Source organism: Sphingobacterium allocomposti (assembly GCF_008124885.1).
GTDB classification, from domain to species: Bacteria; Bacteroidota; Bacteroidia; order Sphingobacteriales; family Sphingobacteriaceae; genus Sphingobacterium; species Sphingobacterium allocomposti.
In genome coordinates, this window is sequence record NZ_VNHX01000008.1 from 1 (window position 1) to 24,879 (window position 24,879).

Sequence of the window (24,879 nt, forward strand, 5' to 3'; positions counted from 1 at the left end):
CCTATTTTTGACATACAGACACCTTTTTGTGCCTATAGATATAAAAATGTGAAATAATTAAGGGCTACCATTGTTTTTCAACATAGAAGACACCCTCTTTTTATGCTTTCAAAGCGGCTAAATATCGTTTGATCGTTTCTTCCAATCCGAGGTACAGCGCATCCGCGATAAGCGCGTGGCCGATGCTTACTTCCAGCAGTCCCGGAATATGCTCGTTGAAATATCGGAGGTTATTAAGATCTAAATCGTGGCCGGCGTTAAGACCAAGTCCGACTTCCCCGGCTTTTTTCGCAGCTTTAAAATAAGGAGCAATAGCCTGCTCATTATCAAAGCCGAATCCGGCTGCGTATGCTTCGGTATAGAGCTCGACCCGATCTGTTCCGGTTTCTGCCGCAGCTTCGACCATATCTTCGTCCGGGTCTACAAAGATCGATACACGGATACCTTGATCCTGGAAACGCTTTACCATGTCGCGTAAGTAATCCCTATGCTTGACGGTGTCCCATCCATGATTTGAGGTAATCTGGTTCAGAGCGTCAGGAACCAAAGTGACCTGTGTAGGGCGATTTGCGAGGACTAAATCAATAAACTTTTGTTCCTGACAATTTCCTTCAATGTTAAACTCCGTGCTTATCTCCGCTTTCAGATCATAAACGTCCTGATAACGGATGTGTCGTTCGTCTGGTCGTGGGTGTACTGTAATTCCCTGTGCGCCGAACCGCTCGCACGCTAGCGCTGCAGCTAGAACATTGGGAACATTGCCGCCTCTGGAATTCCTCAAGGTTGCAATCTTATTAATATTAACTGAAAGCTTCGTCATAATGCCCGTCTTTGAGAATATTATACTTATGCCATAAAGGCCACGCTAGAACGCCCTGTGACATGTCTATAACCGTGTGCACGTAGGCGTCGCACATACAAACCTAAATAAAATGCTTTGTATTTAGTTAAATTAAGTTAGGCAAAATTAGTCAGGTGAGAAAGGGGCGACTCGTATAAGTTTATATACTTACATGAGTGAGCGAGTTGATAAAGTTAATAAGGTTTCTAACTTTTCTAATCTCTAACCACGAAAAATGGATCACGGGAATCGAGGTGCTAAAAAAAATTTATAAATTGCAGAGAATACATGGACAACTTTGATCTCAATATTTTAAGCGGCTTTCGGCTATTAGACATCATTGATATTTTCTTGGTGGCTATTATCATTTATTACATCTATAGTCTGATCAAGGGGACAATAGCAGTGAACATACTAATCGGTGTGGGGCTGTTTTACGGAATCTATCTTGTTGTTAAGCAGATGGAGATGCGCCTTCTCACGGAGATTTTTGGCGGTTTTATTTCGGTCGGCTCCATAGCACTGATTGTCGTGTTCCAACAGGAAATCCGACGGTTTTTAATCCATATCGGAAAAAACATATCGCTTCGTCGAAAGAAATTTCTCTGGTCGTTCTTAGGTACCAAGAAAACCTCGCAGGTGGATCATGGGGAACAGTTGAAACCGATCATAGACGCATGTCGCAGCATGTCGAAGTCGCGTACAGGAGCATTGCTTGTATTTGCCCGTTATTTCGACGAAGAGTATTACCAGTCGAGCGGCGAATATATCGATGCACCGGTATCGAAACGATTGTTAGAGAGCATTTTTTTTAAGAACAGTCCCTTACACGATGGTGCTGTAGTTATCGTCGATTTCCGGATCATGACAGCCAGCAGCGTACTTCCTATTTCCGACAGCGAAGATCTTCCCCCCCAATTCGGTTTAAGGCACCGCGCAGCGATCGGCGTTACCGAGGTCTCTGAAGCTATTGCTGTAATTATCTCGGAGGAAACGGGCGAGATTTCTCTAGCCAAAGATGGCAATATCAACATGAATCTTAGTGCCGAGGAGCTTGATAAAATTCTAAGGGAGGAGCTATAGATTGACTTATATTCTTTTTTAGGCCGTTGATCCAGAATTTTATTTACAAAACTTTTGTTTGTCTAGATGATTGTGTAGTTTTATATGGATAAACCTTAAATTTTGGCTATGCACTTCGACGAACAAAAACCGCTTGATATTGTGTTGAATGACCTATTCAACCATTACCGGTCGCACGTGGCAGACGTGTCGACTATCACCAACGCACTTTTGAAGAACGGCGTCATCAATGCACAGGAAGACATTGTCAACGACCATATAGCATTCCGTACGCTTGGCGTTCCGCACCTCGGTATCCGATCCTTCGAGAAAATCTTTCTAGCTTACGGTTACACGCGTCGCGACTACTATCATTTCGAAGAGAAGAAGCTGCATGCCTATTGGTATGCTCCGCCGACACCGAACTATCCACGTATTTTCGTTTCCGAGCTTATTGTGTCGGCGCTAAGTTTGGAAGCCCAGCAGATTATACGAAAATATACTGCCCCTATTGTAGAAGATCCGGTTGACAAGCTCGATTTAGCAAACGGAGAGGAAGTCGCCTCGTTTCTGCAGACGCCGTTATGGGAGCTGCCAACTTCAGAAGAATATAAGCGGTTGCTTGCAGAGAGCGAATATGCGGCTTGGGTTATCTATAACCGATATTACCTCAACCACTATACGATTAGTATCCATGAACTTCCCGATGGTTATAACACGCTGGAAGAGTTCAATGCATTTGTGGAAAGTCTGGGAATAACGCTCAATACCGCTGGCGGAAAGATAAAGACCAGCGAAGATGGATTACTCCGTCAAAGCAGTACGGTTTCAACGCTATATAGTGCCTCATTTTCGGACGGAGAAACACTGGAGATTGCGGGAAGCTACGTCGAATTTGCAGAGCGAGGGCCGCTGCCCGAATTCAGCAAGGTTCCCAAGGGACAACTGAAGCGGGAGCATCGACGGGATGGATTTGAAACAAACAATGCGGATAAGATCTTCGAAAGCACCTACACCACACAAATTAAGAAAGATCGCTAGCTGGCGGGAAAAGGCTATGGAAGCTAAATTAAAAGCATTGAAGGCGTCTTTGAAGGGAGACCTGCTGTATGATAAGACGACAAGGATATTGTATGCTACGGATGCTTCTGTCTATCGTGAAATGCCGATCGCTGTAGCCGTGCCTAGAGAGGTAGACGACTTAAAAAAGCTTATTACCTTCGCGAAGGAGAATCGTCTCTCTCTGATACCGCGTGCGGCAGGCACTTCGTTGGCAGGGCAGGTTGTCGGAGCAGGAATTGTCGTTGACATCTCGAAGTACTTTACCGAGATCATAGCATTGAATACAGAAGAAAAATGGGTTAAGGTGCAGCCGGGCGTTATCAGGGACGAGCTAAACAGGTTCCTGCGTCCACATAACTTATACTTTGGTCCGGAAACGTCGACCGCAAACAGGGCCACGATAGGTGGGATGGTCGGCAATAACTCCTGCGGAGCAAACTCGTTGCTTTACAGAAGCACACGTGAGCACACCTTAGAAATTGAAGCGTTGCTCAGCGACGGTTCCCAGGTCACATTCTCGGCCCTATCGCCGGCTGAGTTTGACAACAAATGTGAGCTTCGGACGTTAGAAGGAGCGCTGTACCGGCATATTAGAGGCCTTTTGGACGATCCTACAAATCAGAGGGAGATTCGTCGGGAGTTTCCTAAGCGGAGTATTGACAGGAGAAATACGGGTTACGCCATCGATCTGCTGTTGGATAGCGATCCTTTCACCCCAGGTGGAGACAAGTTCAATTTTTGTAAACTCTTGTGTGGATCCGAGGGTACATTAGCTTTTGTCACTTCAATTAAATTGCAGTTGGTAGAGGTGCCGACAAAGCCCTCAGGCCTTCTATGTATACATTTTCACAGCATCGAGGAGGCGCTTTTAGCCAATTTAGTCGCCTTGAAACATAGACCGTTGGTCTCTGAGTTGATGGACCGTTATATCTTGGAATGCACGAAAAATAATCTGGAACAGGCGCAAAACCGGTTCTTTATAGAGGGAGACCCCGCAGCTGTTCTGGTGGTGGAGTACGACGGAGCCGACCACACGGAAATCATTGGCAAAGTCCGACGTGTTGAACAGGAAATGAGGGAACAAAGACTGGGATATCACTTTCCGCTTGTGGTTGGCGACGATAAGAAGAAGGTGTGGAGTCTTCGTAAAGCCGGATTAGGATTACTCACGAATACGCCGGGGGATGCAAAGCCGGTAGCCGTCATCGAGGATACTGCGGTCGCCGTAGAAGATCTTCCCGAGTACATCAAAGAGTTTAACAGCATTTTGGCCCGCTACGGGTTGTATAGCGTTCATTACGCACACGCGGCCACGGGCGAGCTTCATCTGCGGCCGGTTTTAAATTTGAAGGATAAAAAGGGGAAAGACCAATTCCGGATTGTAGCAACAGAGATTGCGAAGCTTGTCAAAAAATATCAGGGATCGTTGAGCGGCGAGCATGGAGATGGACGGTTACGGGGCGAATTTATCCGCTTTATGGTGGGGCCGCACAACTACGCGTTGCTGGAAGACATCAAAAAGACGTGGGATCCCCATGGCGTCTTTAATCCCGGAAAAATTGTTGGAACGCCCTCCATGGACACGTTCCTGCGCTACGACGGAGTGCAGCGAAACGAGTCGATACCGACGGTTTTTCGTTACAATGGGCAACATATATTGCAGCATGTGGAGCAGTGTAACGGATCGGGGGACTGCCGGAAAACAGCCGCTGCCGGAGGGACCATGTGCCCCTCGTATATGGCAACAAGGAATGAACAGGACGCGACCCGCGCGCGGGCAAACGTGTTACGCGAAATCCTGTCCACTTCTACCAAGGCGAACCCTTTCGATCATGACGAGATTAAGGAGGTGATGGATCTCTGTTTGAGCTGTAAGGGATGCAAGTCGGAATGTCCTTCCAGCGTTGATATGGCCAAACTAAAGGCTGAGTTTCTGCAGGGTTATTACGACGCAAGAGGTGTTCCTTTTAGAAGCTGGATGATCGGACATGTGGACCGCCTGACCGAACTGGTTTCCAATTTTTCGCCATTGTACAATTGGAGCATCTCGAATCCGTTAGTAGGAAAAGGAATAAAACGGATGCTAGGCTTTGCGGAGCGGAGGCAATTGCCAAAAATAGCAAATCAGACGTTATTCTCGTGGTTTAGACAACGATCAAAGCCGTCACGAGGCGGAGGGTTAAGCAGACCGGTGTATTTCTTTTTTGATGAATTTACCAATTTCAACGATGTTGAAATCGGGAAAAAGGCGATTCTGTTACTGGAAGGCTTGGGATACGAAGTACGGGCGGTAAAGCATCGTAGTAGTGGCAGGGCACTCATTTCAAAAGGGTTTCTTCGAAAAGCAAAAAGAATAGCGAATGAGCAGGTGGAAACATTCGCTCCGATCGTTGAAAGCGGCTCATCGCTTGTGGGCGTAGAGCCTTCTGCCATTTTAACCTTCAGGGACGAATACGTGGACCTGGTTGATGACCATCTGGTAGAACAAGCGAAGCGCGTAGGGAAGCGCGCGTTAACCATTGAGGAGTTCATTTTTGAGGAGATAATGAGCGGGGCGATTGATACCGATCGATTTTCGGACGCTAAGGCGGAAATACTGCTGCATACGCATTGCCAGCAAAAGGCATGGGGAATACAGGATAAAGTCGCTTTCGTATTACAGTTTCTACGAAATCGGGAAGTACATGTTATACCTTCCGGATGCTGCGGTATGGCCGGCTCTTTTGGTTACGAGCGAGAGCATTATGCTTTGTCGCAGGACATCGGCGAACTTGTTCTATTCCCTTATGTCCGGACGAAAAAGGAGCAGGTTATGGTCGTCGCTCCAGGAACATCTTGCCGTCACCAGATTTTGGAAGGGACGATGGAACGGGCGTTTCATCCGATAGAGATACTATATGAGGCACTATTAAAATAAGCGTTCAGTCGGAGCTTGGCGGCGGGTAATTTTTAAATGAACCTCAACGGCTTGGTGGATATATATCTACCAAGCCGTTGAGGTTCAGGCTGGTTATCACGTTAATTTTTTGCTTGCTCGATTACCTGTGTATTTAGCTTTATATATTCTTCATTGTTGGCAGCCTTTGCCATTGCTACCCCTTCTGTAGCCGTTTTAATGGCGCCGGGTTTGTCGCCCGCCTTCAGTTGGATCCTAGCTCTCCAATATTTAATATGAGGAGCTTTGGTGTTTCCTTTGTCGGCTTCGGCAGCCCACGCTAGTGCCTTGTTAATGTCGAGATTGTTGTTATAGTAGTATTGTGCAGCTTGAAAATAAGGCTTTTTTTCACCCTTCATCGCTTCGTCGATAGAGGCCATTATTTCTTTAGATTGATCCACCGCTATATGAAATAATACTTTAGTGTTTTCCCAGGCCAATGACAAGTCTGCTCCGTTCGGGGTCACATTTTCGAAAGCCATAGTGAACGTTTCTGTTTTCTCGGCGGTTTTCCGGGCCTTTGCAGGAAAACGCAGAAAGTCTTCTTCCTGTTTGTATTGGTACGCTCCCCACTGATTAGGGTTTTTGCTAAGGATTATTGTCCAGTCGCCATCGGTGGGTATACTCAATATTCCATACGTTCCCGCAGGAACTTTGTGGCCCTCAATGGTAACTTCCTCCTCAAACGTAATATTCGGAATGGTATTAGCGCCGGTCCGCCAAACCTTGCCAAGAGGCTCCAGCCCTCCAAAGATAACGCGGCCGTTCACATTGGGACGTTGATACACTAAGGTTACTTTTTTTATACCGATAGCCTGTTCAATTTTGGTTGTACTGCTGGCCTGCGGAAGTTTCACCTGAGCACGCGAGGTTGTCAACCCGCCAAGCAGAACACCGGTAATAAGAAGGGTTAAAATTCTTTTTTTCATAATGATCTTTTTTTGATTAAAGATAAGAAGATTGTTAAAAAATAGTAGCGGAACCTGAAAAGACAGGTCTGCACACACTTCAAAAGCGATATCTGCAGACCAGTCTGTTTATTTTCCTATCGTGTGCCCCTTGGTAGCAAAGAACAGAATATAAAGATACGCCGGAACCATCGCATACAAAAAGGCATGTTGGAAATCGATGTGTAACGTGTCTTTTAAAAATCCATATACCAAGGGCCATATGGCTCCCCCTGCAATGCCCATAATCATAATGGCCGAGCCGGTCTTCGTGAATCTTCCCAATCCTTTAATCCCGAGAGGGAAAATCGCAGGCCACATTAATGAATTCGCGATTCCCAGTAAAGCAACAAAAATAAAGGACGTCGTTCCCGTAGTGAATACAGATACGGCCGTAAAAAGAATTCCGACGATCGTACATATGCGTAAAGCAAATTGCTGGGAGACGTATTTGGGTATAGTGATAATTCCGATTATATAGCCGATCAACATGCAAGACAAGGTAAAGGCCGTCGCGTAGGTCACAAAAAAGTTGTGTACATTCAACTCCCTGCCGTACACCCCGATAATATCACCTGCCATGACTTCTACTGCTACACAAAAGAATATTGCCAGTGAGCCTAAGAAAAGATGCGGAAACTGAAACACGCTGTTCTTCTTTGTCCCTTGTATCGAACCGTCCGTTTCTTCCTCTGCATCGACATCGACTTCCGGGAGTTTAGTAAATTTCAGAAAGACGGCGAATGCCACGAAGATGACCGCTAGCGCGATATACGGAGTATGTACCCGTGATATTAAACTGTCCAAAATAGCATTTTTCTCTGCCATGTCGGCTGTTGATTCCAACTTCTTTGTAATATTGTCGGCATCTTTTAAAAACAAGGTGCCAAACAAAATGGGTACAATTATTCCGGCGGTTTTGTTGAAAAAGCCGGCAATGGATATACGTTGAGCGGCGCTATCAATGGGGCCGATAATGCTTAGGTATGGATTTACCGCGGTTTGTAAAAGAGCCATTCCAGATCCTTGTATGAAAATTCCTGTCAGGAACAGTCCGTAGCTGCGGCTGTCTGCCGCCGGAATGAAGATCAGCGATCCGAGGCCCAAGATAATCAAGCTAACAACCAGCCCGTTTTGAAATCCTATTTTTTTTAGAATCCAAGAGCTTGGAATAGCGAGGAAAAAGTAGGCGATATAGGACGCAAACGTAACAAAAAAGGCCTGTAAATCGGTCTCAAGATTACAAGCGATCTTTAGAAAAGGAATTAGCGTGCCATTGGCCCATGTGATAAAGCCAAGGATGAAGAAGAGGGCACAACAGATAGCCATAGGGCGAAATTCTGTTTTCCCGGATGGTGTTGAATTCATGGCGTGTTTTCTATTATTAGTTTATGTTTTGTACGATACAGTTGGACGTGCTGTCTCTGTTTTTGTATCTGCAAGACTAATAAAATATATTGACATTTTGCGCTGATGAGGCGCCTGTAACAAAAAAATCAACATAAGTGGGTTAAAACCATCTTTAATTTTCGGGGGGATGGGGAAAGGAGCGGAGCAGTAAGACATTCCTCGATAACAGAGCGCCTATCGCCGACGTGGCAGAAAAGGAATTCATTTGATATGTTTATTATACGGACACCAACACCCCGAAAATGTTAGAGAGACTCCGTGGGGCGGAGCCTCTCTAAAACCTAAACCGTATCATAAAACCAATTAATGGTGTATATATAATACAGCGAAGTATGCATATTGTTTTAATTTTTTTTGAGATAGTTCTTTCTCAAAGAGTCACCTTCCGTTTTGATCAACGAATTAAAAGCTACCCCTGTCTATTATAGCTACGGTTAATCTTGATACGCAGATTAATGTCTCTGCCTCGTTTCGGATCTTTATGTCCCAGACGTGGCTTTTCTTTCCTATATGTAGTGCCGAGCAGGAAGCATAAACTTTGCCCTGTGATACGGATTTCAGATGGTTGGCATTGATTTCCATGCCCACCCCTGCAAAGTGCTCCGAATCAACTACTAAGTTGGACGCTACGCTGCCAACAGACTCCGCCAGGACGACGGAGGCGCCGCCATGTAAGATGCCAAAGGGCTGCCGTACCATATCCGTTATCGGCATTTCAGCAATTAGCGTGTTATCTGTAATTTCGGTGGCGCGGATTTGTAGGAAGCCGGTCATATATTTTTTAAATATATGGTTGACTTCTTCCAGGGAATACGCCTTAAACCAGATTGCCGACATGTTCTACGTTTTCGTTATTGAGATATCGTTCTTTTAAGATGATACGATGGTGCGTAAGGTGTCCTGCGATGACATACAAAAAGGCTTTGACCGTGACAAGTCTGCCTGAGGCCATCCCTTTCCGCGCCAGCTCCGTTTCGTTAAAGGTTTGAAATAGAATGAGGTTGGCCTTACGTAAATAAGAGAACTCTTCAACGATGCTTTCGAACGATCGCTCGTTGTGCCGCGCGTTTTGCACAAATTCGTCTTGTTCGAAGGGAGCGAGTTCTGTCATGTCATTCCGCGCAAAACGTAGTGCACGGTAGGCCATAACACGCTCGGTATCCAATATATGGCATAAAACCTCCTTAATTGTCCACTTATCTTCTGCGTACGCGTAGTCACCCATATCTTCTGGAATAGAGCGAATAAACTCGGGGAAGGTAAGCAGTTGCTCTTCAAGCTCCTCCATAACAGGGCCAACTACATTCTCAATATAGTCGCTGTAGATCGCTGGATATTCATCAGACTTGAGTGGGTTCATATCGTAAATTGCTTTTAAGTATTATTCTAAATGTTGTTCCTTTACCTAGTTCCGACTCCTTTACAAATATTTGACCCTGGTGATAGTCCACCATACGTTTCGTTAAGCTGAGTCCTAGTCCCCAACCCCGTTTCCTTGTGGTAAACCCCGGTTGAAAAATACTGTCAAAATTCGACTTAGGAATTCCTTTTCCTGTATCGCTAATGTCTATAAAAATTTCCTCTTTTGCAATGTTGTCAACGATATTGATGGTTATTTTTCCTTCAGACTCTATCGCATTGACGGCGTTTTTCAGGAGGTTTTCGATGATCCAGTCAAACAATTGGACGTTAAGTTTTGCCTCCACCGTTTTGTCGCCTAGGATTTCAAACGTAATCTTTTCGCTGGTCCGTATACGGAAGTACTGAACAAAATCCTGGACGACCTGATACACGACATGGTTGGTGAGCGTAGGCACCGAACCGATCTTCGAAAACCGGTCGGCTACAATTTCCAGCCGCTTAACATCTCTTTCCATTTCGTTAAGTATACTGTCATCTTCGGCATCAAACTTGGCCCGAACAAGTTCCAGCCAGCCCATTAGCGAGGAAATCGGCGTGCCAAGCTGGTGGGCAGCTTCTTTAGCCATCCCTACCCATACCAAATTCTGCTCCGATTTTTTGATAGCGTTGAAGACGGTATAGGCGATCACTAAAAAGATGGCGATTAACGAGAGCTGGAGATAGGGAAATATACGCAGTTGCCGAAGCGCATCAGAGTCCATGTAGTAGACGGACCATTTTTCGCCCGTCTCGAGGTGCAGGGCGATGGGTGGATGATTTCGCTTCATCGCGGCGAGCTGCTTTTCAAAGTACACAGGGTCATATTCGAGCTTTTGACTTTCTGCGGAATCCTTGTGTTCCTTAATGTTCGTTTTAGTGGGATCCAAGCCGCGCCAAAAAATAATGTTTTCCTTATCGTCGGTGATGATGGCCGGAATAGAAAGGCTATCGCGGACGGCATAAACAAAGCTGATAAATTGGTCGTCGACATCGGGCATTGTAACAATGCTCCGCGTGCTCATGGCCCAAACCTCTGCTTTTGTACGTTCTGACCGGGAAAGACTTTTGACCAGATAGTTTGTATAAAATAGTGATGCTGCTGCAATAAGTGCGGCAAAGAGAAAGAGGAATACCTTCCAACGCTGCTGGTTGTTGTACTGATACAGTTGATCCTTATTTGCCATAGCAACCGCAAAATAGGTAAATTTTGTCAATCCTAAAAAGTGGAAGAAGGGACAATCCGCTCCTATTAAGCCTTCTCGAACTTATGCAAACGCCGTCCCCTGTTTTTAAAGATCTGCTTTTTTAGCTAACCGGAAGTGTGTAATACACAAACGATTGCGTAAAAAAGCGCAATCGTTTGTGTTTAATCTAAAATTTATATTCCGGTGACATAAAGCTAACTTTCGAAGAAAAACGCAGCTATAGCGTCAAATAATCAACCTTTAAGTGATAAACATTTATGATAAGCAGATTTACAAATTCGTGGTTTATTCAAGGTAAACGACGGTTCGCCTTACTGTTGGCATCGGGCGCTTTTATTTCCCTGCCGGCGGATACGCTTGCGCTAGAAAACGACACGTATACAAGTCCTGCGTTCTATCAGCAATTCGTGCGTGGGACAGTAAGCGACGAAAGGGGAACAATTTCAGGGGTGACGGTTGTTGTGCAAGGAAAGCCGGAGGTGACCACTAGTACCGATGAACAGGGCAACTTCAGTATACAGGCGGTTCCGGGTGATATCCTCTTGTTTACTGCTGTTGGCTACGAACCCAAGCAGGTGACTGTTTCGGGAAATTCTGTTTCCGTGTCGCTTGCGAGTAGCGCAGACCAACTGGACGAGGTTGTTGTCGTGGGTTATGGTGTGCAGAAAAAAGAAAGCCTGACGGGCGCTCTGCAGGTCGTTAGTGGCGAAGAGCTACGGGACATCACCAACCCCTCAGTAGAGAATATGCTGAATAGTAAGGTTGCGGGAGCTTTTGTTGCGCCGGGATCGGGACGTCCTGGTTCAGGCGGTGCGGTGGTTATTCGCGGACAGGCTACATTGAACGGAACAACAAGCCCCCTTTGGGTGATAGATGGGGTGATTGTAGGTTCCTCAGCCGGAGATTTGAACCCCGATGATATTGAGTCCATGACCGTCTTGAAGGATGCTGCTTCTACGGCCATCTATGGTTCACAAGGCGCGAATGGTGTGGTTTTAGTAACGACTAAACGCCCTAAAGCCGGAGCTACCTCGATCACCTTTTCCACGCGTATGGGTTTTAATCAGCTGACTAATGGCAACATGGAGGTCATGAACGGTGCAGAGCTCTATGATTACTACGCCTCTTTTGAGAATGCCGAGACGATCGCTTTTCCCCGTTGGAATGAAGACCTGCGCAATAGTAATTTCGATTGGTGGGATTTGGCAACGCAGAATGGCTTTACACAAAACCATAATTTGTCCATTTCCAGTGGGACGGAAAAATTGCGTTCATTCCTGTCCGTCGGCTTATATGACGAGCAAGGTGCAGTGAAGGAGTATGATTACCGCCGTTATAATGTGCGCTTAAATCAGGAATACATATTAACGGATTGGCTGACTATTAAGCCGTCGCTTGTCGGTGCCCGTCGTGGTGTGGAAAGTCGGGAGTACTCGGTGACGGCAATGTATTCCAATCTACCCTGGGATAGTCCTTACGATGAAGAAGGTAACCTTGTCGGACACCGATCGGAAACTTGGGTTAATAGTGCAAATACCAACTATTTATACGATTTGCAGTGGAATCATTCCGGCAATACCAATTACGAGTTAATGGGAAATATGGATTTTACAATAAAACTGACTGACTGGCTGACCTTTAACTCTGTCAATAACTATCGTTATATCCATTATGGAAGCGACGCCTATACCGACCCCCGTTCTAATGGTGGCGAAAATGTAAATGGGCGTATCGCCGACTACCGGAGTGAGACCACACGTCGGTATACAAATCAGATGTTTACCGTGGATAAGACATGGGGTGTGCACAGTTTGCAAGCTGTTGCAGGCTATGAATTTAATGACTACCGGGGAAAAGTGCTGGATGTATACGGTACGGGTTTTATTCCGGGCTTTGAGGTACTGGATGTTGTTGCTACACCGGAACGTACTAAAGGGAGCATCAACGAGTGGGCCGTACAATCCTTGCTTTCTAAAGCGAACTATGCGTTTGATAATCGTTATTTGATCGAAGGATCCCTTCGTCGTGACGGCGCGTCAAACTTTGGCGATAATGCCAAATACGGTAATTTCTTTTCGATTAGCGGAGGCTGGAACATCCAAAACGAGGCGTGGTTTAATGCACCTTGGGTGAATAATCTAAAGTTGCGTGCATCGTACGGTTCGTCCGGAAATCGCCCCAATTCACTGTATCCACATTTTAACTTGTATTCTGTCGCCGCGTCAGCAAGTTATAATGGAGCTCCCGGGGCACTAATCAGTCAGATTGGCAATCCCAATCTGACTTGGGAGAAAACCTTGACCGCAGGGGTGGGACTTGACGCAGCCTTTTTCAATAACCGCCTACGAACCACGATCGATTATTACAACAAGAATACGGACAATATCCTTTATAATGTGCCGATCAGCGGTTTGACCGGTGTAACCAGTATCTGGCGAAATATCGGGCAGATGAATAACAGAGGCATTGAGGTGAGTGTCGGTGGTGACATCGTTCGCAACGAGGATTGGTTATGGTCGTTGGATTTGAATTTGGGGCATAATCAGAATAAATTGACGGACTTATTCCCTACGCAAAATGCGGACGGCACCTATTCGGTTAAACCTGTTATCGTTGGTGATGGGGCAGGTGTCGCCGGTTCTGCGCAACGTATTCTGGAAATCGGTAGAGCAATCGACACCTATTATCTGAAAGAGTGGGCCGGTGTCAATACCGAAACTGGGGCGCCGATGTGGTATGTTGTGGAACGCGACGAGGACGGTAACGAGCTCTCCAGAGAAACGACCTCGACCTATGCGGACGCTACATTTGAAAAACTGGATCGTGCAGCACCAAAAATTTTTGGTGGTTTCCAAACGTCGGTACGATACAAGCAGTTTGATCTAGGTGCCAATTTCGGTTACGCCATCGGCGGTAAGCTGTACAATTACGCGCGTCAGGAATACGACTCTGACGGAACCTATACGGATAGAAACCAAATGAAATTGTTACCGGGTTGGAGCCGCTGGGAGCAACCCGGAGATGTTGCTACCCACCCTGTAGCTAAATATAATAACCCCGATCAAGGAAACCTAGTGTCTTCTCGTTATATGGAAAATAACGACTTTTTACGCCTACGCTCGCTGACTGTAGGATACAATTGGAAAGTCAATCAATATGGATTTAAGAACGCACGTTTTTATTTTACCGGAGAGAATTTATTTGTGTTAACCAATTACTCCGGCGTGGATCCGGAGATTCCGGCTAATAATGGTGCGGTATTATCCTCTGCGGGACCTGCAGTTTATCCTGCTACACGGAAGTACATGTTTGGTGTGAATGTTTCATTTTAAAAGAAGAAATCTGATGAAGAAAATAGTAATAGCCTTGTTGGCATCGGCAGTGTTTAGTTCCTGTGATATTGAGCGCCTGCCCTATGGATCGATGGATTCAGGGAGTATCGTGGAAGATCCGGCATCTTCCCTAGAATCTTTATTAAACGGAACCTACGGGCAGCTGAAGGCCTGGTCGGATCCGATGCATCGTTGTGGGGAGTATGCAGGGGATAATATCATGATTCGCGGATCATCGACGGACGCTTTTTATGAATTTCTTTCATATTCCCGTTCACCGAATAATTATCGCTTGACCCAGTTTTGGGATAGTGGTTATAAAGCCATTGCGCAGGCTTCTAATATCATCAATATGATTGAGGAAGGGCAGAACGCCGAGTTTGATAACAAACTGGGCGAATGTTACTATGTGCGGGGCATGATGTATTTCTATTTAGTAAGGGCCTTCGGGCGGCCATATTACCAAAGTCCGGAGACTAACCTCGGTGTCCCCATTGTGAATGGTACCCCTGCGAATGTGGTGGATATGCTGTTGCCGGATCGATCTTCGGTGAAAGAAACCTACGAACAGGCGGTGGCAGACTTAAAAAAGGGTGCCGAGCTAATGACGATCGACAATGGTCCGGTGTATGCGTCTAAAGGTGCTGCGCACGCTATGTTATCACGTGTTTACCTGTATATGAGTGGTACGTATGGTGCGCCAAATAGGGAATATGCCGAGTTGGCGGTAGCTTATGCCGATAGTGTTATCAATGGGGGCGTCTATAGCTTATTGCCGAGAGAGCAGTTTATGGAATACAATACCTATGCACCAGAAGCAAACCCCGAGACAATTTTTGCCGTGAAGCGGGTGGCTTCGGAGTATTCCGGCTCCGACCATTATTACGGTGTCGGCGGTATGTACGCGAATATCGGCGGCCAAGGTTGGGGCGAGATGTATGCCAGCGCTAAGTATATCGAGCTGTTGAATGAAACCGGTAGAAACGACTGGCGCCCGGGCCGCTATAACATGGTGGATGCACGGGCGGCATTTATCGAGCCGACATATGCGCAGAGTGGTCAGGAAGTATTTCGCTTCATCAAAGAGGACGGCGAAAATGTACTGAATTATGTTCAAGCTGCTATTACACGGAGCGGAAACACGATTACTTGCACAGAGGATGGACAGACGTATACGCTGACGCCGGTAAACGCAGTGCAGGAGGTATATAAAATCGTCTACAAAGATGGCAAGACGTATACCGGCGTAATCGACAATTTTATTACGCTTAATCGTGTGTATCCGCAGTTCTATATTGTGAAATGTTCAAGAGAGGGCGAAGATTCACACTTACATTCGCCAGTAATTAGTCGTTTGGGCGAGGTATACCTAAACCGTGCAGAAGCACTGGCCAAACTAGGCCGCTACGGGGAGGCTTTAGAAGACCTGAACCTCATTCGCACACGCTCCATTGTGAACGGGGCTTATACGTCCCTCGATGCTTCTAACGCGGCTGAACGTATAGATAAGGAGCGTCAGCTGGAGTTAGCGTATCAGGCGGAGCGTAGTTATGATGTGTTCCGTAATGGCAAAGCGTTAACTCGTGAATACCCAGGTCCACATGCGCAATTTGAAGTAATCCAGCCTACGGATTATCGTGTAACTTATTACATTCCGCAGGATGCCATTAACTCCTATGCTGGGCGATTGACACAGAACCCTACATCAAATTAACGTTCGGTTTATAGCAAGGGCTACGGAGCACACGTACCATTTTAGCATGTAGGTCAAAAAAACCACGACAGCAGATGCGTCGTGGTTTTTTGGTAACCTGAATTTCATTGCTATCCATTTGAAATTTAGTACTATTGAAGTAAACCCTGAAGGGTTCGCCTGTTTACAGCAATGTGCCGTTTCATGTTCGACCCCGACGGGGTATGTCTTCTTTTCATATGCCCCGATGGCCGCAGCGGGGTATCGCAAATCTGTCGTACAACGATTAGCCAGTTTATGCTATAAATGTGTAATTTTGCTGTTATGAGTTCGCAAAAAAAAGTCAGGGTACGCTTTGCGCCGAGCCCTACAGGCGGCCTGCACCTCGGAGGTGTACGTACAGCTTTGTTTAATTATCTTTTTGCCCGCCATCACGGGGGCGACTTCGTTTTGAGGATAGAGGATACGGACCAGACGCGTTTTGTGGCCGGTGCCGAAGAATATATAACAGAATGTTTAGCGTGGTGTGGCATAACCCCAGATGAAGGTCCAAATGAACCAGGCGCATACGGGCCTTATCGCCAGAGCGAGCGCAAGCCTTCGTACCGTCAATATGCAGAACAGCTGGTAGAAAGAGGACACGCCTATTACGCTTTCGACACAACGGAAGAGCTAGAGGCACAACGAAAGGAGCATCCCAATTTCCGATACGCTCACGAAAACCGATTGACCCTGCGCAACTCGCTTAGTTTGCCCGCCGACGAAACAGCCCGATTGCTGGCGGAAGGACATCCATATACGGTGCGCATCAAGATGCCCGCTGATGAAACCGTTTATTTTGAAGACTTGATCCGGGGAAAGGTGTCTTTCGATACCGGGCTTGTCGATGATAAGGTCTTATTAAAGGCGGACGGAATGCCGACATATCACCTTGCCGTTGTTGTGGACGACCATGCAATGGAGATATCGCACATCTTCCGCGGAGAAGAATGGTTACCTTCTGCCCCTGTTCACCTGCTGCTTTGGGAATATTTAGGCTGGAAGGACGAGATGCCCCAATGGGCACATTTACCATTGATTCTTAAGCCGGATGGTAATGGCAAGCTAAGCAAACGTGATGGCGACCGGTTAGGCTTTCCGGTTTACGCAATGAATTGGACAGACCCGAAGTCCGGAGAACTGACCAAAGGTTTTCGGGAAATGGGATTTCTGCCGGATGCATTCGTGAATATGCTCGCCCTTTTGGGCTGGAACGACGGAACGGAGCAGGAGCTGTTCACGCTGAACGAGCTGATCTCCAAGTTTTCAGTAGATAGGGTTAGCAAGGCGGGAGCTAAATTCGATTTCGAAAAGGCGAAGTGGTTTAATCAGGAATGGATAAAAGCTTTGGATAATAGCAGCTTGGCGCCGAAGGTTAAAGACATACTGACGGCTCATGGTGTAGACCATATAGATGCGCAGTACTTGGATGTAGTGCTGACACTGGTCAAGGAACGGCTGACTTTCCTCGACGATTTTTGGGCGCAGGCGTCTTTCTTTTTTGTCAGACCGTTGCAATATGATGCCGACGCGATTAAGCCGAAGTGGAGCGCAGATAAGACTAAATTTTTTGAGAATATAGAGGAAGAGTTTGGACGCCTGGACGAATGGTCGGCGCAGCATATCGAGCCTTCCTTTAAGGAGAAAATAGCTTCGTCGGGCATGAAAGTGGGCGAACTGATGTTGCCGTTCCGTGTCATGCTGGTCGGTGGGAAGTTCGGGCCTGACGTTTTCAAGATTGCCGAACTACTAGGTAAGGATGAAACCATTGCACGTATAAAGACAGCTTTGCCTTATTTTTCGGCTTAGCTGTTGCCGAAAGGCGACGGGCAGGAATATGGATTACTAAAAGTGTTCATAAGGAAGCTTAATAAGAAAAATTCTGTTTTATTTCTTACCTTAGAGTTTCTAAACCTTGTCACGATCATGAAAAAAACATCCTTTTTTTTAGTAGCCGCATTGGCCTGCTTAATTTTAACGTGTTGCGCGGTCTCTAGGCCAGGGTCCTCGAAACCTGAGGAAAAGCTGAACTGGAAACTTGGCGCGCAGTCGTATACATTTAGGCTGTATACGTTAGCTGAAGCTTTGGATAAAATTGCTAACTGTGATCTACGGTACGTGGAAGCTTTTCCAGGTCAGGTCGTCGGCGCAGGAAGTGAGGAGAAATTTAACTACACATTGTCGGCCGCGGGGAAGACGCTGGTCAGGAAGCTATTAAAAGAGAAGGGGATTACGTTATATGCATTTGGCGTGACGGGCGGCAAAGATGAGGCTGAGTGGGAGCAGATATTTGCATTTGCCAAAGAGATGGGAATCAAGGTAATCACCTGTGAGCCTCAAGAAGAACACCTCGATATTGTGTCCAAACTTTGCGACAAGTATAATGTAAAAGCGGCTATACACAACCATCCCAATCCGTCTCACTATTGGAATCCCGACGTTGTTCTCAACGCTCTGAAGGGGAGGAGTGCTAAGATGGGTGCAGCAGCCGATGTTGGCCATTGGATGCGCTCAGGCCTTGATCCCGTGGCGTGCCTGAAACAGTTAGAGGGGTGTGTTATCCATGCTCACTTTAAAGACTTGAATGCCTTCGGCGATAAGCGGGCACACGATGTGCACTGGGGGACGGGTAAGCTGCCTATAAGGGAGGTTATCGCCGAATTGAAGCGACAGAAGTTTGACGGGATGCTTTCCGCAGAATACGAATATAATTGGAAAAATAATGAAAGCGATGTCAAAACGAGCGTAGCGAATTTTCGTAACCTTTTTGACAAATAACATGTATAGAGAGAACCTTCATGGATGTGAAGGTCTGTCTATCGTACTCATTCTAGGTTAAAAGGCGTCCTGGGAGAAGGTCTGGTTGTTTTCCAACATGTAGGCCATGGTGCGGATAACCCGATCGTGTTTTTTCACAAACGGGTTATCCTCATTCCAGACATAACCCGCCAATACAGCGCAAATTTTACGTTTGACATCCGGATTCTCGGGCCTGTGGAAGAATAACGTCTGAAGGTTGCCTGTATACCATTCTTTGACGTATGTGGTAAACACGTCGATGCCCCGCTGCATGTAGTCGGCAAACTCAATCTGCCAGTTAACTTGTTCGCCCTGCAGCTGCCGATACGCTAGTTTGGCGGCCAGGATTCCGGATTCGGTGGCGAAACATACGCCCGAAGAAAAGACGGGATCTAGAAATTCAGAACTGTTGCCCGTCAATGCAAAACCGTCTCCAAACATCTTCGTTACTGCCGCTGCGTAATTTTTTAAATGGATGGGCTCAAATTCAAATGTTGTATTAGCAAACCTCTTGATGTAGAAGTCCGACAGCTGGATCGCTTTTCTTAAAGCGTCTGCTGTTCCCTTGTCGCCCTTAAGCTGTTCAATAAACGCCGTGTTGGCAACGACGCCGACGCTGGTCATACCGTTCGAAAACGGAATGACCCAAAGCCAGACCTCCGTGTCTAGAACATCAAATGAAATCTGCGTTCCTTCGGTGCCTGCCGGCCTGTTGATGTCTTTTACATGGGAGAAAATAGCCGAGTGGGGGCTAAGCTGGGAGGGCTTATCCAGATGAAGAAGCCGGGGTAGCACGCGTCCATAACCACTGGCGTCGATCACAAACTTCGCCCGTATCTGCGTTACCACGCCCTGGGAGTCTTCCACCGTTGATAGCGAAGTCGAACCGTCGAATGTTATCGACGTCAGAGCCGTTTCAAAAGCAATATCAACTCCCTTTCTTTGTAATTCCTGCGCCATGACATAATCAAAATCAGCGCGGGGAATCTGCCACGTCCAGTTCCACCCCTCTCCAAATTTATTGCTGAAATCGAAAATGCTGATTACTTCGCCCTTAATAAAACGGGCGCCAAGTTTTTTTTCAAAATTTTGCGCCTTAAGTGCATCCAAAAGCCCAGCTTCTTCGAAATGGTCCATTACCCTTGGGATAAGGCTCTCCCCAACAACCAAGCGAGGAAACCTGGACTTCTCAATAACTTTAATACGTATATTCTTCTGTTGGAGGTAACCTGCTGCCACGCAGCCCGAGGGGCCGGCACCGATTATCAAAATATCTACTTCCTCAATATTCATGTAGCAAATGAATTGATATTAAAAATATATTACTTTTGCGGTATTAAAATTCGACACAAAGGTAAGAGTTAAATTCTTGCTTTTCTGTGGTTAATCTAAAATTAGAGAGGGAAACATGTAAAATGATCTCAGTCGATAGGAAACTAACATTGTCTCAGTTCTATGAGATAATATTCAATAAACAAGAGCTTGAGATAGAACCAGACGTTCTGGACACGGTAGAAGAAAGCCATCTATTCTTGCGGGATTTTGCGCAAAATAAGATTATTTACGGCGTGAATACGGGATTTGGCCCTATGGCGCAATATCGTATCAGGGACGAGGACAGGCACCAGTTGCAGTACAACTTGATACGGAGCCATGCTGCAGGTACAGGCGATCTGCTACCTCCTATTCAGGTCAAGGCGGCGATGCTTACCCGCCTGTGTAACATTTCGAAAGGAAAAAGCGGCGTACACACCAGTGTCATCAACCTGCTAAAGGAGTTAATTAATAGAGAGATAACACCGGTGATCTTTGCTCATGGAGGCGTCGGAGCCAGTGGGGATCTTGTACAGCTTGCCCATCTGGCTCTCGTACTGATTGGAGAAGGCGAAGTTTTATTCCATGGGGCCCGCCGCCCAACGGCCGACGTATTTGCGGAACAGGGGTTGAAACCTATTGAGGTGGTTGTGCGAGAAGGGCTGTCCTTGATTAATGGTACGTCTGTCATGACAGGCATCGGTTTGGTCAACTACTTTTACGCGAAAAAGCTTCTGGCCTGGTCCGTTTGGTTGTCCTGTGCAATGAACGAAATTGTAAAAGCGCATGACGATCACTACTCCATAACGCTCAATGCCGTAAAACTTCACAGAGGTCAGAATGAGATCGCGGGCCGGATGCGTATGCATCTGGAAGACAGCCCGCTGATAAAAAAGAGAGAAGATGACCTGTATTCGGGGAATAACCAAGAGGAAATCTTTAAAGATAAGGTACAGGAGTATTACTCCTTACGTTGCGTTCCCCAGATTCTAGGGCCTGTACTCGAGACGATTGAACAAGTTGGACGGGTGCTGGAAGACGAGTTGAACTCGGTCAGTGATAATCCGATAATTTCTGTCGAAGATAAAAACGTCTATCATGGGGGAAATTTCCACGGCGACTACATATCGCTGGAAATGGATAAATTAAAATTGGCCATTACGCGGCTAACGATGCTTTCTGAACGGCAGCTTAATTACCTCATGAACACCAAGATTAATGAGATCTTGCCCCCCTTTGTAAACATGGGCAAGTTAGGGTTTAATTTCGGCATGCAGGGTGCTCAATTTACCGCCACCTCCACGACCGCAGAGAACCAGACCTTGTCGACTTCCATGTACGTGCATAGTATACCGAACAACAACGACAACCAGGACATAGTAAGCATGGGAACCAACGCGGCTGTGCTTGCTAACAAGGTCTTGTTGAACTCATTTGAAGTGCTCGCGATACAGATGATATCGATAGCACAAGCTGTTGATATATTAAGTTATCAAAATTTTGTATCTTCAAAGACTAAAGCAGTATACGACGAAGTACGCCGTATAGTACCGGCGTTTTCCGACGATAGGCCTCTTTATCCGGTAATACAAAAGGTTAAAGAATTTTTGATGAGATAAATATGAAGTGTGCATTAGTAACAGGAGGTTCAAGGGGAATTGGTCGCGCTATCTGCCAGAAGCTGGCGGAGGAACTAAATTATCACGTCCTCATCAACTATCAGGGAAACAAAGATGCTGCGCTGGAGACGCTTGCACTTTTGGAAGCTACAGGAGCCACGGGAGAGATACTTCAATTTAATGTTGCGGACATACAAGAAACACAGGCAGCCCTGCAAAATTGGAGCGTTAGGAATCCGGAAGCAGTTGTAGAAGTTATTATAAACAATGCAGGAATAGCCAGAGACGGCTTGTTTATGTGGATGTCTCCGGACGATTGGTCGTCGGTTCTTCAGGTATCTCTACAAGGCTTTTATAACGTGACAAATTTCTTTATTCAGAAGCTGCTCCGGCAACGGTTCGGACGTATCATAAATATCGTGTCTGTGTCCGGCGTAAAAGGGACAGCAGGACAAGTCAATTATTCTGCTGCCAAGGCTGGTGTCGTCGGAGCTACGAAAGCATTGGCCCTTGAGGTCGCCAAACGGAATATCACAGTCAATGCCGTTGCTCCGGGGTTTATCCACACCGACATGACGGCCGAAATGGACGAGGGTGAGCTGGTAAAGCTGATCCCTGCCAACCGGTTTGGGAAGGCGGAAGAAGTGGCGGATCTGGTATGTTTTCTAGCTTCTAAAAAGTCAGGATACATTACCGGGGAGGTTATTAATATTAATGGCGGAATTTATTCTTAATCATACGGATGAGTAAGCGGGTTGTCATAACAGGAATGGGAATATACTCCTGCATTGGAACCAATTTGGAAGAGGTTCGTAATTCCTTGTTTGAGGGGAGGTCAGGTATCGTAATCGACAAAGAGCGTATTCAATTCGGGTTTAAGTCACCGCTGACAGGGATGGTCCCGGCACCTGATCTAAAAGCAGTACTTAGCCGTCGTCAGCGCATAAGTATGGGCGAAGAGTCGGAATATGCGTATCTAGCCACCGTGGAAGCGCTTGAGCAGGCAAAACTTCGGGAAGAAGACATACTCCAGCGCGAGATGGGTATCCTCTATGGAAACGACAGCGTCTCTAAAGCCGTTATCGAGACGACCGATATTGTGCGCGATAAACGGGACACCCAGCTGATTGGGTCTGGCGCGATATTCAAATCGATGAATTCGACCGTCACGATGAACCTCGCTACGATATTTGGCCTTTCCGGCGTGAATATGACAATCAGTGCTGCTTGCGCCAGTGGATCTCATGCTATCGGCATGGGCTTTATGTTTATTCAGCAGGGTCTTCAGGATCTTATCATCTGCGGAGGGGCCCAGGAAATTAATCCGTATGCCATGGCCAGTTTCGATGGACTGGGCGTATTTGCAACCGATATCGATCATCCAGAGCAAGCTTCGCGTCCTTTCGACAAGAGGCGTACAGGGCTGGTTCCCAGCGGTGGTGCGGCAACCGTAATTTTGGAAAGTTATGAGTCGGCCGTAAAGCGTGGCGCACCGATAGTGGCAGAGGTGGTGGGCTACGGATTTTCATCGAATGGCGGGCATATATCCACACCGAACATTGAAGGACCGGCAAAAGCCATGCGGCGTGCGTTAGTCCAGGCTAACCTGAGACCACAGGATGTAACCTATATCAACGCCCACGCTACTTCCACACCCTTGGGAGACGCTAATGAAGCCAAGGCTATTTTAGAAGTCTTTGGAGGCAATCCTTACGTGAGCTCCACCAAATCTATGACGGGCCATGAGTGTTGGATGGCCGGCGCTTCGGAGATCGTTTACTCCACATTGATGATGCAGCACGGTTTTATCGCGCCAAATATTAATTTAGTTGAACCGGACGACGATATAAAGGAATTAAATTTTGTTTCACACGCCATAAAACAAGAATTTGATATATATTTGTCTAACTCTTTCGGATTTGGCGGAACCAACTCCGCATTGGTGGTCAAGAAATTTAATGAATGAATAAAGTGAGTATATATCAAAAGATAAATGAAATATTGGTAGATGAGTTTGAGGTAGACGAGGAGGTTATCAGTCCAGCGGCATCTTTGAAGGAATCACTTGACTTAGATAGTTTAGATTACGTTGACCTCGTTGTCATTATCGAGTCCAATTTCGGCGTAAAACTTGTAGAAGCAGATTTTGCAGGAATGGTTACCTTTCAGGATTTTTACGATGTCGTTGAACGTAAAATCGCTGCGAAGAACTAATAAATAAGATGACAGATGGGCCAATGGGACGGAAAATCTAAAGGAACACTCCTTGGCTACAAGATATTTGTATTTTTTATTAAAAAGCTGGGCGTCCGTGCCGCTTATGGATTGCTTGTTTTTGTAGCATTCTATTATTTTCTCTTTTATCCGAAGAGTTTTCGAAGCGTTTTTTATTATCTACGTCATCGCCATAGCTACTCCTGGTGGCATGCACTGTGGGGCGTTTACCGCAGCTACTTTGTCTTCGGACAGACAATTATCGACAAGGTGGCCATATCTTCTGGCCTACGGAACAGATTTACGTACGAATTTGATGGCATAGAAAACCTAAAAGAAGCTTTGTCCGCGCAAAGAGGGGGGATTCTAATTTCTGCACATGTAGGCAACTTCGAAATAGCAGAGAAGTTTTTTGCAGATATAGATGTCGACTTTAAGATCAATCTGGTCACTGCAGATCAGGAAAGAACGAGCATCAAAAAATATATAGAGCGCATCTCTGAAAAATCCAGCGTCAAATTTATACACCTAAAGGAAGACATGTCCCACGTGTTCGAGATTAACGAGGCGCTCTCCAATAACGAACTGATCTGCTTCACCGGCGACCGATATGTAGGTGGAGCTAAGACACTTGAAGCTGATCTTCTTGGAGAAACAGCATGGTTTCCCGCTGGCCCTTTTCATATCGCCTCCCGTCTGGCTGTACCCGTGATTTTCGTGTATGTAATGAAAGAACCTAACTTGCATTATCACCTATACGCCAGGAAAGCTGAAGACGTGAAAAGAAGAGATCCGCAGTCGTATCTCTCTGCATATACTAGAAGCGTGGAGAAAATACTGCGCCGGTATCCGTTGCAGTGGTTCAATTTTTTTGATTTCTGGAAGAAAGAGGATGAAACGTAATACCGATGTACGAAACCGTCAAGGTTTATTTAAACCACACAGCCGAATGAACAAACCTAATAGCCTCAATCACCGATAACGAGCAAGCTGGATGTAACGAGTT

19 protein-coding genes are annotated in these 24,879 nt (G+C 46.3%); 12 read left to right on the forward strand and 7 right to left on the reverse strand.

Features of this window, described 5'->3' with window-relative positions; genetic code table 11:
• Positions 1-100: 100 nt before the first annotated feature.
• Positions 101-820 carry a pyridoxine 5'-phosphate synthase gene (locus BC792_RS07465; protein WP_148908371.1) on the reverse strand — a complete coding sequence of 240 codons (720 nt, stop codon included), beginning with the start codon at positions 818-820 and terminating at the stop codon, positions 101-103.
• A gap of 309 nt (positions 821-1,129) precedes the next feature.
• Here BC792_RS07465 and cdaA point away from each other — a divergent pair, with 309 nt between their 5' ends.
• The 3 genes from cdaA to BC792_RS07480 all read left to right on the forward strand — a co-directional run bounded on the left by cdaA (position 1,130) and on the right by BC792_RS07480 (position 5,882).
• Positions 1,130-1,924, forward strand: a complete 795-nt coding sequence (gene cdaA / locus BC792_RS07470; RefSeq protein ID WP_148908372.1) for a diadenylate cyclase CdaA — start codon at positions 1,130-1,132, stop codon at positions 1,922-1,924.
• A 108-nt stretch (positions 1,925-2,032) separates the two neighbouring features.
• Entirely contained in the window at positions 2,033-2,944 is a 912-nt protein-coding gene (locus tag BC792_RS07475) for a DUF1338 domain-containing protein (protein ID WP_148908373.1), read from the forward strand.
• A gap of 16 nt (positions 2,945-2,960) precedes the next feature.
• Complete coding sequence (locus BC792_RS07480; RefSeq protein ID WP_148908374.1) at positions 2,961-5,882, forward strand: FAD-binding and (Fe-S)-binding domain-containing protein; 2,922 nt, start codon at positions 2,961-2,963, stop codon at positions 5,880-5,882.
• Positions 5,883-5,983: 101 nt separating this feature from the next.
• Here the strand turns inward: BC792_RS07480 and BC792_RS07485 are convergent, their stop codons facing one another.
• The 5 genes from BC792_RS07485 to BC792_RS07505 all read right to left on the reverse strand — a co-directional run bounded on the left by BC792_RS07485 (position 5,984) and on the right by BC792_RS07505 (position 10,842).
• Entirely contained in the window at positions 5,984-6,829 is an 846-nt protein-coding gene (locus tag BC792_RS07485) for a DUF2911 domain-containing protein (RefSeq protein WP_148908375.1), read from the reverse strand.
• Between the two features lie 108 nt (positions 6,830-6,937).
• Positions 6,938-8,215 carry a sugar MFS transporter gene (locus BC792_RS07490; RefSeq protein WP_246154903.1) on the reverse strand — a complete coding sequence of 426 codons (1,278 nt, stop codon included), beginning with the start codon at positions 8,213-8,215 and terminating at the stop codon, positions 6,938-6,940.
• A gap of 444 nt (positions 8,216-8,659) precedes the next feature.
• Entirely contained in the window at positions 8,660-9,094 is a 435-nt protein-coding gene (locus tag BC792_RS07495; RefSeq protein WP_148908376.1) for a hotdog fold thioesterase, read from the reverse strand.
• The gene (locus BC792_RS07500) at positions 9,075-9,617 is read right to left on the reverse strand and encodes a DinB family protein (protein WP_148908377.1); all 543 of its coding nucleotides are present in this window, start codon (positions 9,615-9,617) and stop codon (positions 9,075-9,077) included. The genes BC792_RS07495 and BC792_RS07500 overlap by 20 nt, the downstream gene beginning before the upstream one ends.
• Positions 9,598-10,842 (reverse strand): sensor histidine kinase, encoded by a 1,245-nt coding sequence (locus tag BC792_RS07505; protein ID WP_148908378.1) that lies wholly within the window; start codon positions 10,840-10,842, stop codon positions 9,598-9,600. Before BC792_RS07505 ends, BC792_RS07500 begins: the two co-directional genes overlap by 20 nt.
• A 278-nt stretch (positions 10,843-11,120) precedes the next feature.
• Here BC792_RS07505 and BC792_RS07510 point away from each other — a divergent pair, with 278 nt between their 5' ends.
• The 4 genes from BC792_RS07510 (at position 11,121) to BC792_RS07525 (ending at position 18,705) form a co-directional block, all read left to right on the forward strand.
• The gene (locus BC792_RS07510; RefSeq protein ID WP_148908379.1) at positions 11,121-14,195 is read left to right on the forward strand and encodes a SusC/RagA family TonB-linked outer membrane protein; all 3,075 of its coding nucleotides are present in this window, start codon (positions 11,121-11,123) and stop codon (positions 14,193-14,195) included.
• A gap of 13 nt (positions 14,196-14,208) precedes the next feature.
• Positions 14,209-15,909 carry a RagB/SusD family nutrient uptake outer membrane protein gene (locus tag BC792_RS07515; protein ID WP_148908380.1) on the forward strand — a complete coding sequence of 567 codons (1,701 nt, stop codon included), beginning with the start codon at positions 14,209-14,211 and terminating at the stop codon, positions 15,907-15,909.
• 303 nt (positions 15,910-16,212) lie between these two features.
• On the forward strand, positions 16,213-17,736 hold the full coding sequence (gene gltX / locus BC792_RS07520) for a glutamate--tRNA ligase (protein ID WP_148908381.1): 1,524 nt from the start codon (positions 16,213-16,215) through the stop codon (positions 17,734-17,736).
• 117 nt (positions 17,737-17,853) lie between these two features.
• Positions 17,854-18,705 (forward strand): sugar phosphate isomerase/epimerase family protein, encoded by an 852-nt coding sequence (locus tag BC792_RS07525; protein ID WP_148908382.1) that lies wholly within the window; start codon positions 17,854-17,856, stop codon positions 18,703-18,705.
• Positions 18,706-18,762: 57 nt separating this feature from the next.
• On the opposite strand, the gene BC792_RS07530 is transcribed toward BC792_RS07525, so the two are convergent.
• Entirely contained in the window at positions 18,763-20,019 is a 1,257-nt protein-coding gene (locus BC792_RS07530) for an NAD(P)/FAD-dependent oxidoreductase (RefSeq protein WP_148908383.1), read from the reverse strand.
• Between the two features lie 122 nt (positions 20,020-20,141).
• Between BC792_RS07530 and flxA the strand changes: the two genes are divergently transcribed.
• From flxA to BC792_RS07560, 5 genes are read left to right on the forward strand one after another with little or no spacing between them, the layout of a single operon-like run.
• Positions 20,142-21,659, forward strand: coding sequence for a flexirubin biosynthesis tyrosine ammonia-lyase FlxA (gene flxA / locus BC792_RS07540; protein WP_148908384.1), 1,518 nt, complete (start codon positions 20,142-20,144; stop codon positions 21,657-21,659).
• 2 nt (positions 21,660-21,661) lie between these two features.
• On the forward strand, positions 21,662-22,393 hold the full coding sequence (gene flxB / locus BC792_RS07545) for a flexirubin biosynthesis SDR family reductase FlxB (protein ID WP_148908385.1): 732 nt from the start codon (positions 21,662-21,664) through the stop codon (positions 22,391-22,393).
• An 8-nt stretch (positions 22,394-22,401) separates the two neighbouring features.
• On the forward strand, positions 22,402-23,625 hold the full coding sequence (locus BC792_RS07550; RefSeq protein ID WP_148908386.1) for a beta-ketoacyl-[acyl-carrier-protein] synthase family protein: 1,224 nt from the start codon (positions 22,402-22,404) through the stop codon (positions 23,623-23,625).
• Positions 23,622-23,873, forward strand: a complete 252-nt coding sequence (locus BC792_RS07555) for a phosphopantetheine-binding protein (protein WP_148908387.1) — start codon at positions 23,622-23,624, stop codon at positions 23,871-23,873. The genes BC792_RS07550 and BC792_RS07555 overlap by 4 nt, the downstream gene beginning before the upstream one ends.
• A 15-nt stretch (positions 23,874-23,888) precedes the next feature.
• A complete protein-coding gene (locus BC792_RS07560; protein WP_148908388.1) occupies positions 23,889-24,776 on the forward strand; it encodes an LpxL/LpxP family acyltransferase in 888 nt (295 codons plus the stop codon).
• Positions 24,777-24,879 lie beyond the last annotated feature (103 nt).

Excerpts from the sequence above, each read along its gene's own strand:
- flxA (WP_148908384.1), top strand. The coding sequence starts at position 20,142 with ATGATCTCAGTCGATAGGAAACTAACATTGTCTCAGTTCTATGAGATA.
- gltX (WP_148908381.1), top strand. The coding sequence starts at position 16,213 with ATGAGTTCGCAAAAAAAAGTCAGGGTACGCTTTGCGCCGAGCCCTACA.
- BC792_RS07485 (WP_148908375.1), bottom strand. The coding sequence starts at position 6,829 with ATGAAAAAAAGAATTTTAACCCTTCTTATTACCGGTGTTCTGCTTGGC.
- BC792_RS07465 (WP_148908371.1), bottom strand. The coding sequence starts at position 820 with ATGACGAAGCTTTCAGTTAATATTAATAAGATTGCAACCTTGAGGAAT.
- BC792_RS07550 (WP_148908386.1), top strand. The coding sequence starts at position 22,402 with ATGAGTAAGCGGGTTGTCATAACAGGAATGGGAATATACTCCTGCATT.
- BC792_RS07530 (WP_148908383.1), bottom strand. The coding sequence starts at position 20,019 with ATGAATATTGAGGAAGTAGATATTTTGATAATCGGTGCCGGCCCCTCG.
- BC792_RS07525 (WP_148908382.1), top strand. The coding sequence starts at position 17,854 with ATGAAAAAAACATCCTTTTTTTTAGTAGCCGCATTGGCCTGCTTAATT.
- BC792_RS07490 (WP_246154903.1), bottom strand. The coding sequence starts at position 8,215 with ATGAATTCAACACCATCCGGGAAAACAGAATTTCGCCCTATGGCTATC.
- BC792_RS07505 (WP_148908378.1), bottom strand. The coding sequence starts at position 10,842 with ATGGCAAATAAGGATCAACTGTATCAGTACAACAACCAGCAGCGTTGG.
- BC792_RS07475 (WP_148908373.1), top strand. The coding sequence starts at position 2,033 with ATGCACTTCGACGAACAAAAACCGCTTGATATTGTGTTGAATGACCTA.
- BC792_RS07500 (WP_148908377.1), bottom strand. The coding sequence starts at position 9,617 with ATGAACCCACTCAAGTCTGATGAATATCCAGCGATCTACAGCGACTAT.
- BC792_RS07495 (WP_148908376.1), bottom strand. The coding sequence starts at position 9,094 with ATGTCGGCAATCTGGTTTAAGGCGTATTCCCTGGAAGAAGTCAACCAT.
- BC792_RS07555 (WP_148908387.1), top strand. The coding sequence starts at position 23,622 with ATGAATAAAGTGAGTATATATCAAAAGATAAATGAAATATTGGTAGAT.
- flxB (WP_148908385.1), top strand. The coding sequence starts at position 21,662 with ATGAAGTGTGCATTAGTAACAGGAGGTTCAAGGGGAATTGGTCGCGCT.
- cdaA (WP_148908372.1), top strand. The coding sequence starts at position 1,130 with ATGGACAACTTTGATCTCAATATTTTAAGCGGCTTTCGGCTATTAGAC.
- BC792_RS07480 (WP_148908374.1), top strand. The coding sequence starts at position 2,961 with ATGGAAGCTAAATTAAAAGCATTGAAGGCGTCTTTGAAGGGAGACCTG.
- BC792_RS07515 (WP_148908380.1), top strand. The coding sequence starts at position 14,209 with ATGAAGAAAATAGTAATAGCCTTGTTGGCATCGGCAGTGTTTAGTTCC.
- BC792_RS07510 (WP_148908379.1), top strand. The coding sequence starts at position 11,121 with ATGATAAGCAGATTTACAAATTCGTGGTTTATTCAAGGTAAACGACGG.
- BC792_RS07560 (WP_148908388.1), top strand. The coding sequence starts at position 23,889 with ATGGGCCAATGGGACGGAAAATCTAAAGGAACACTCCTTGGCTACAAG.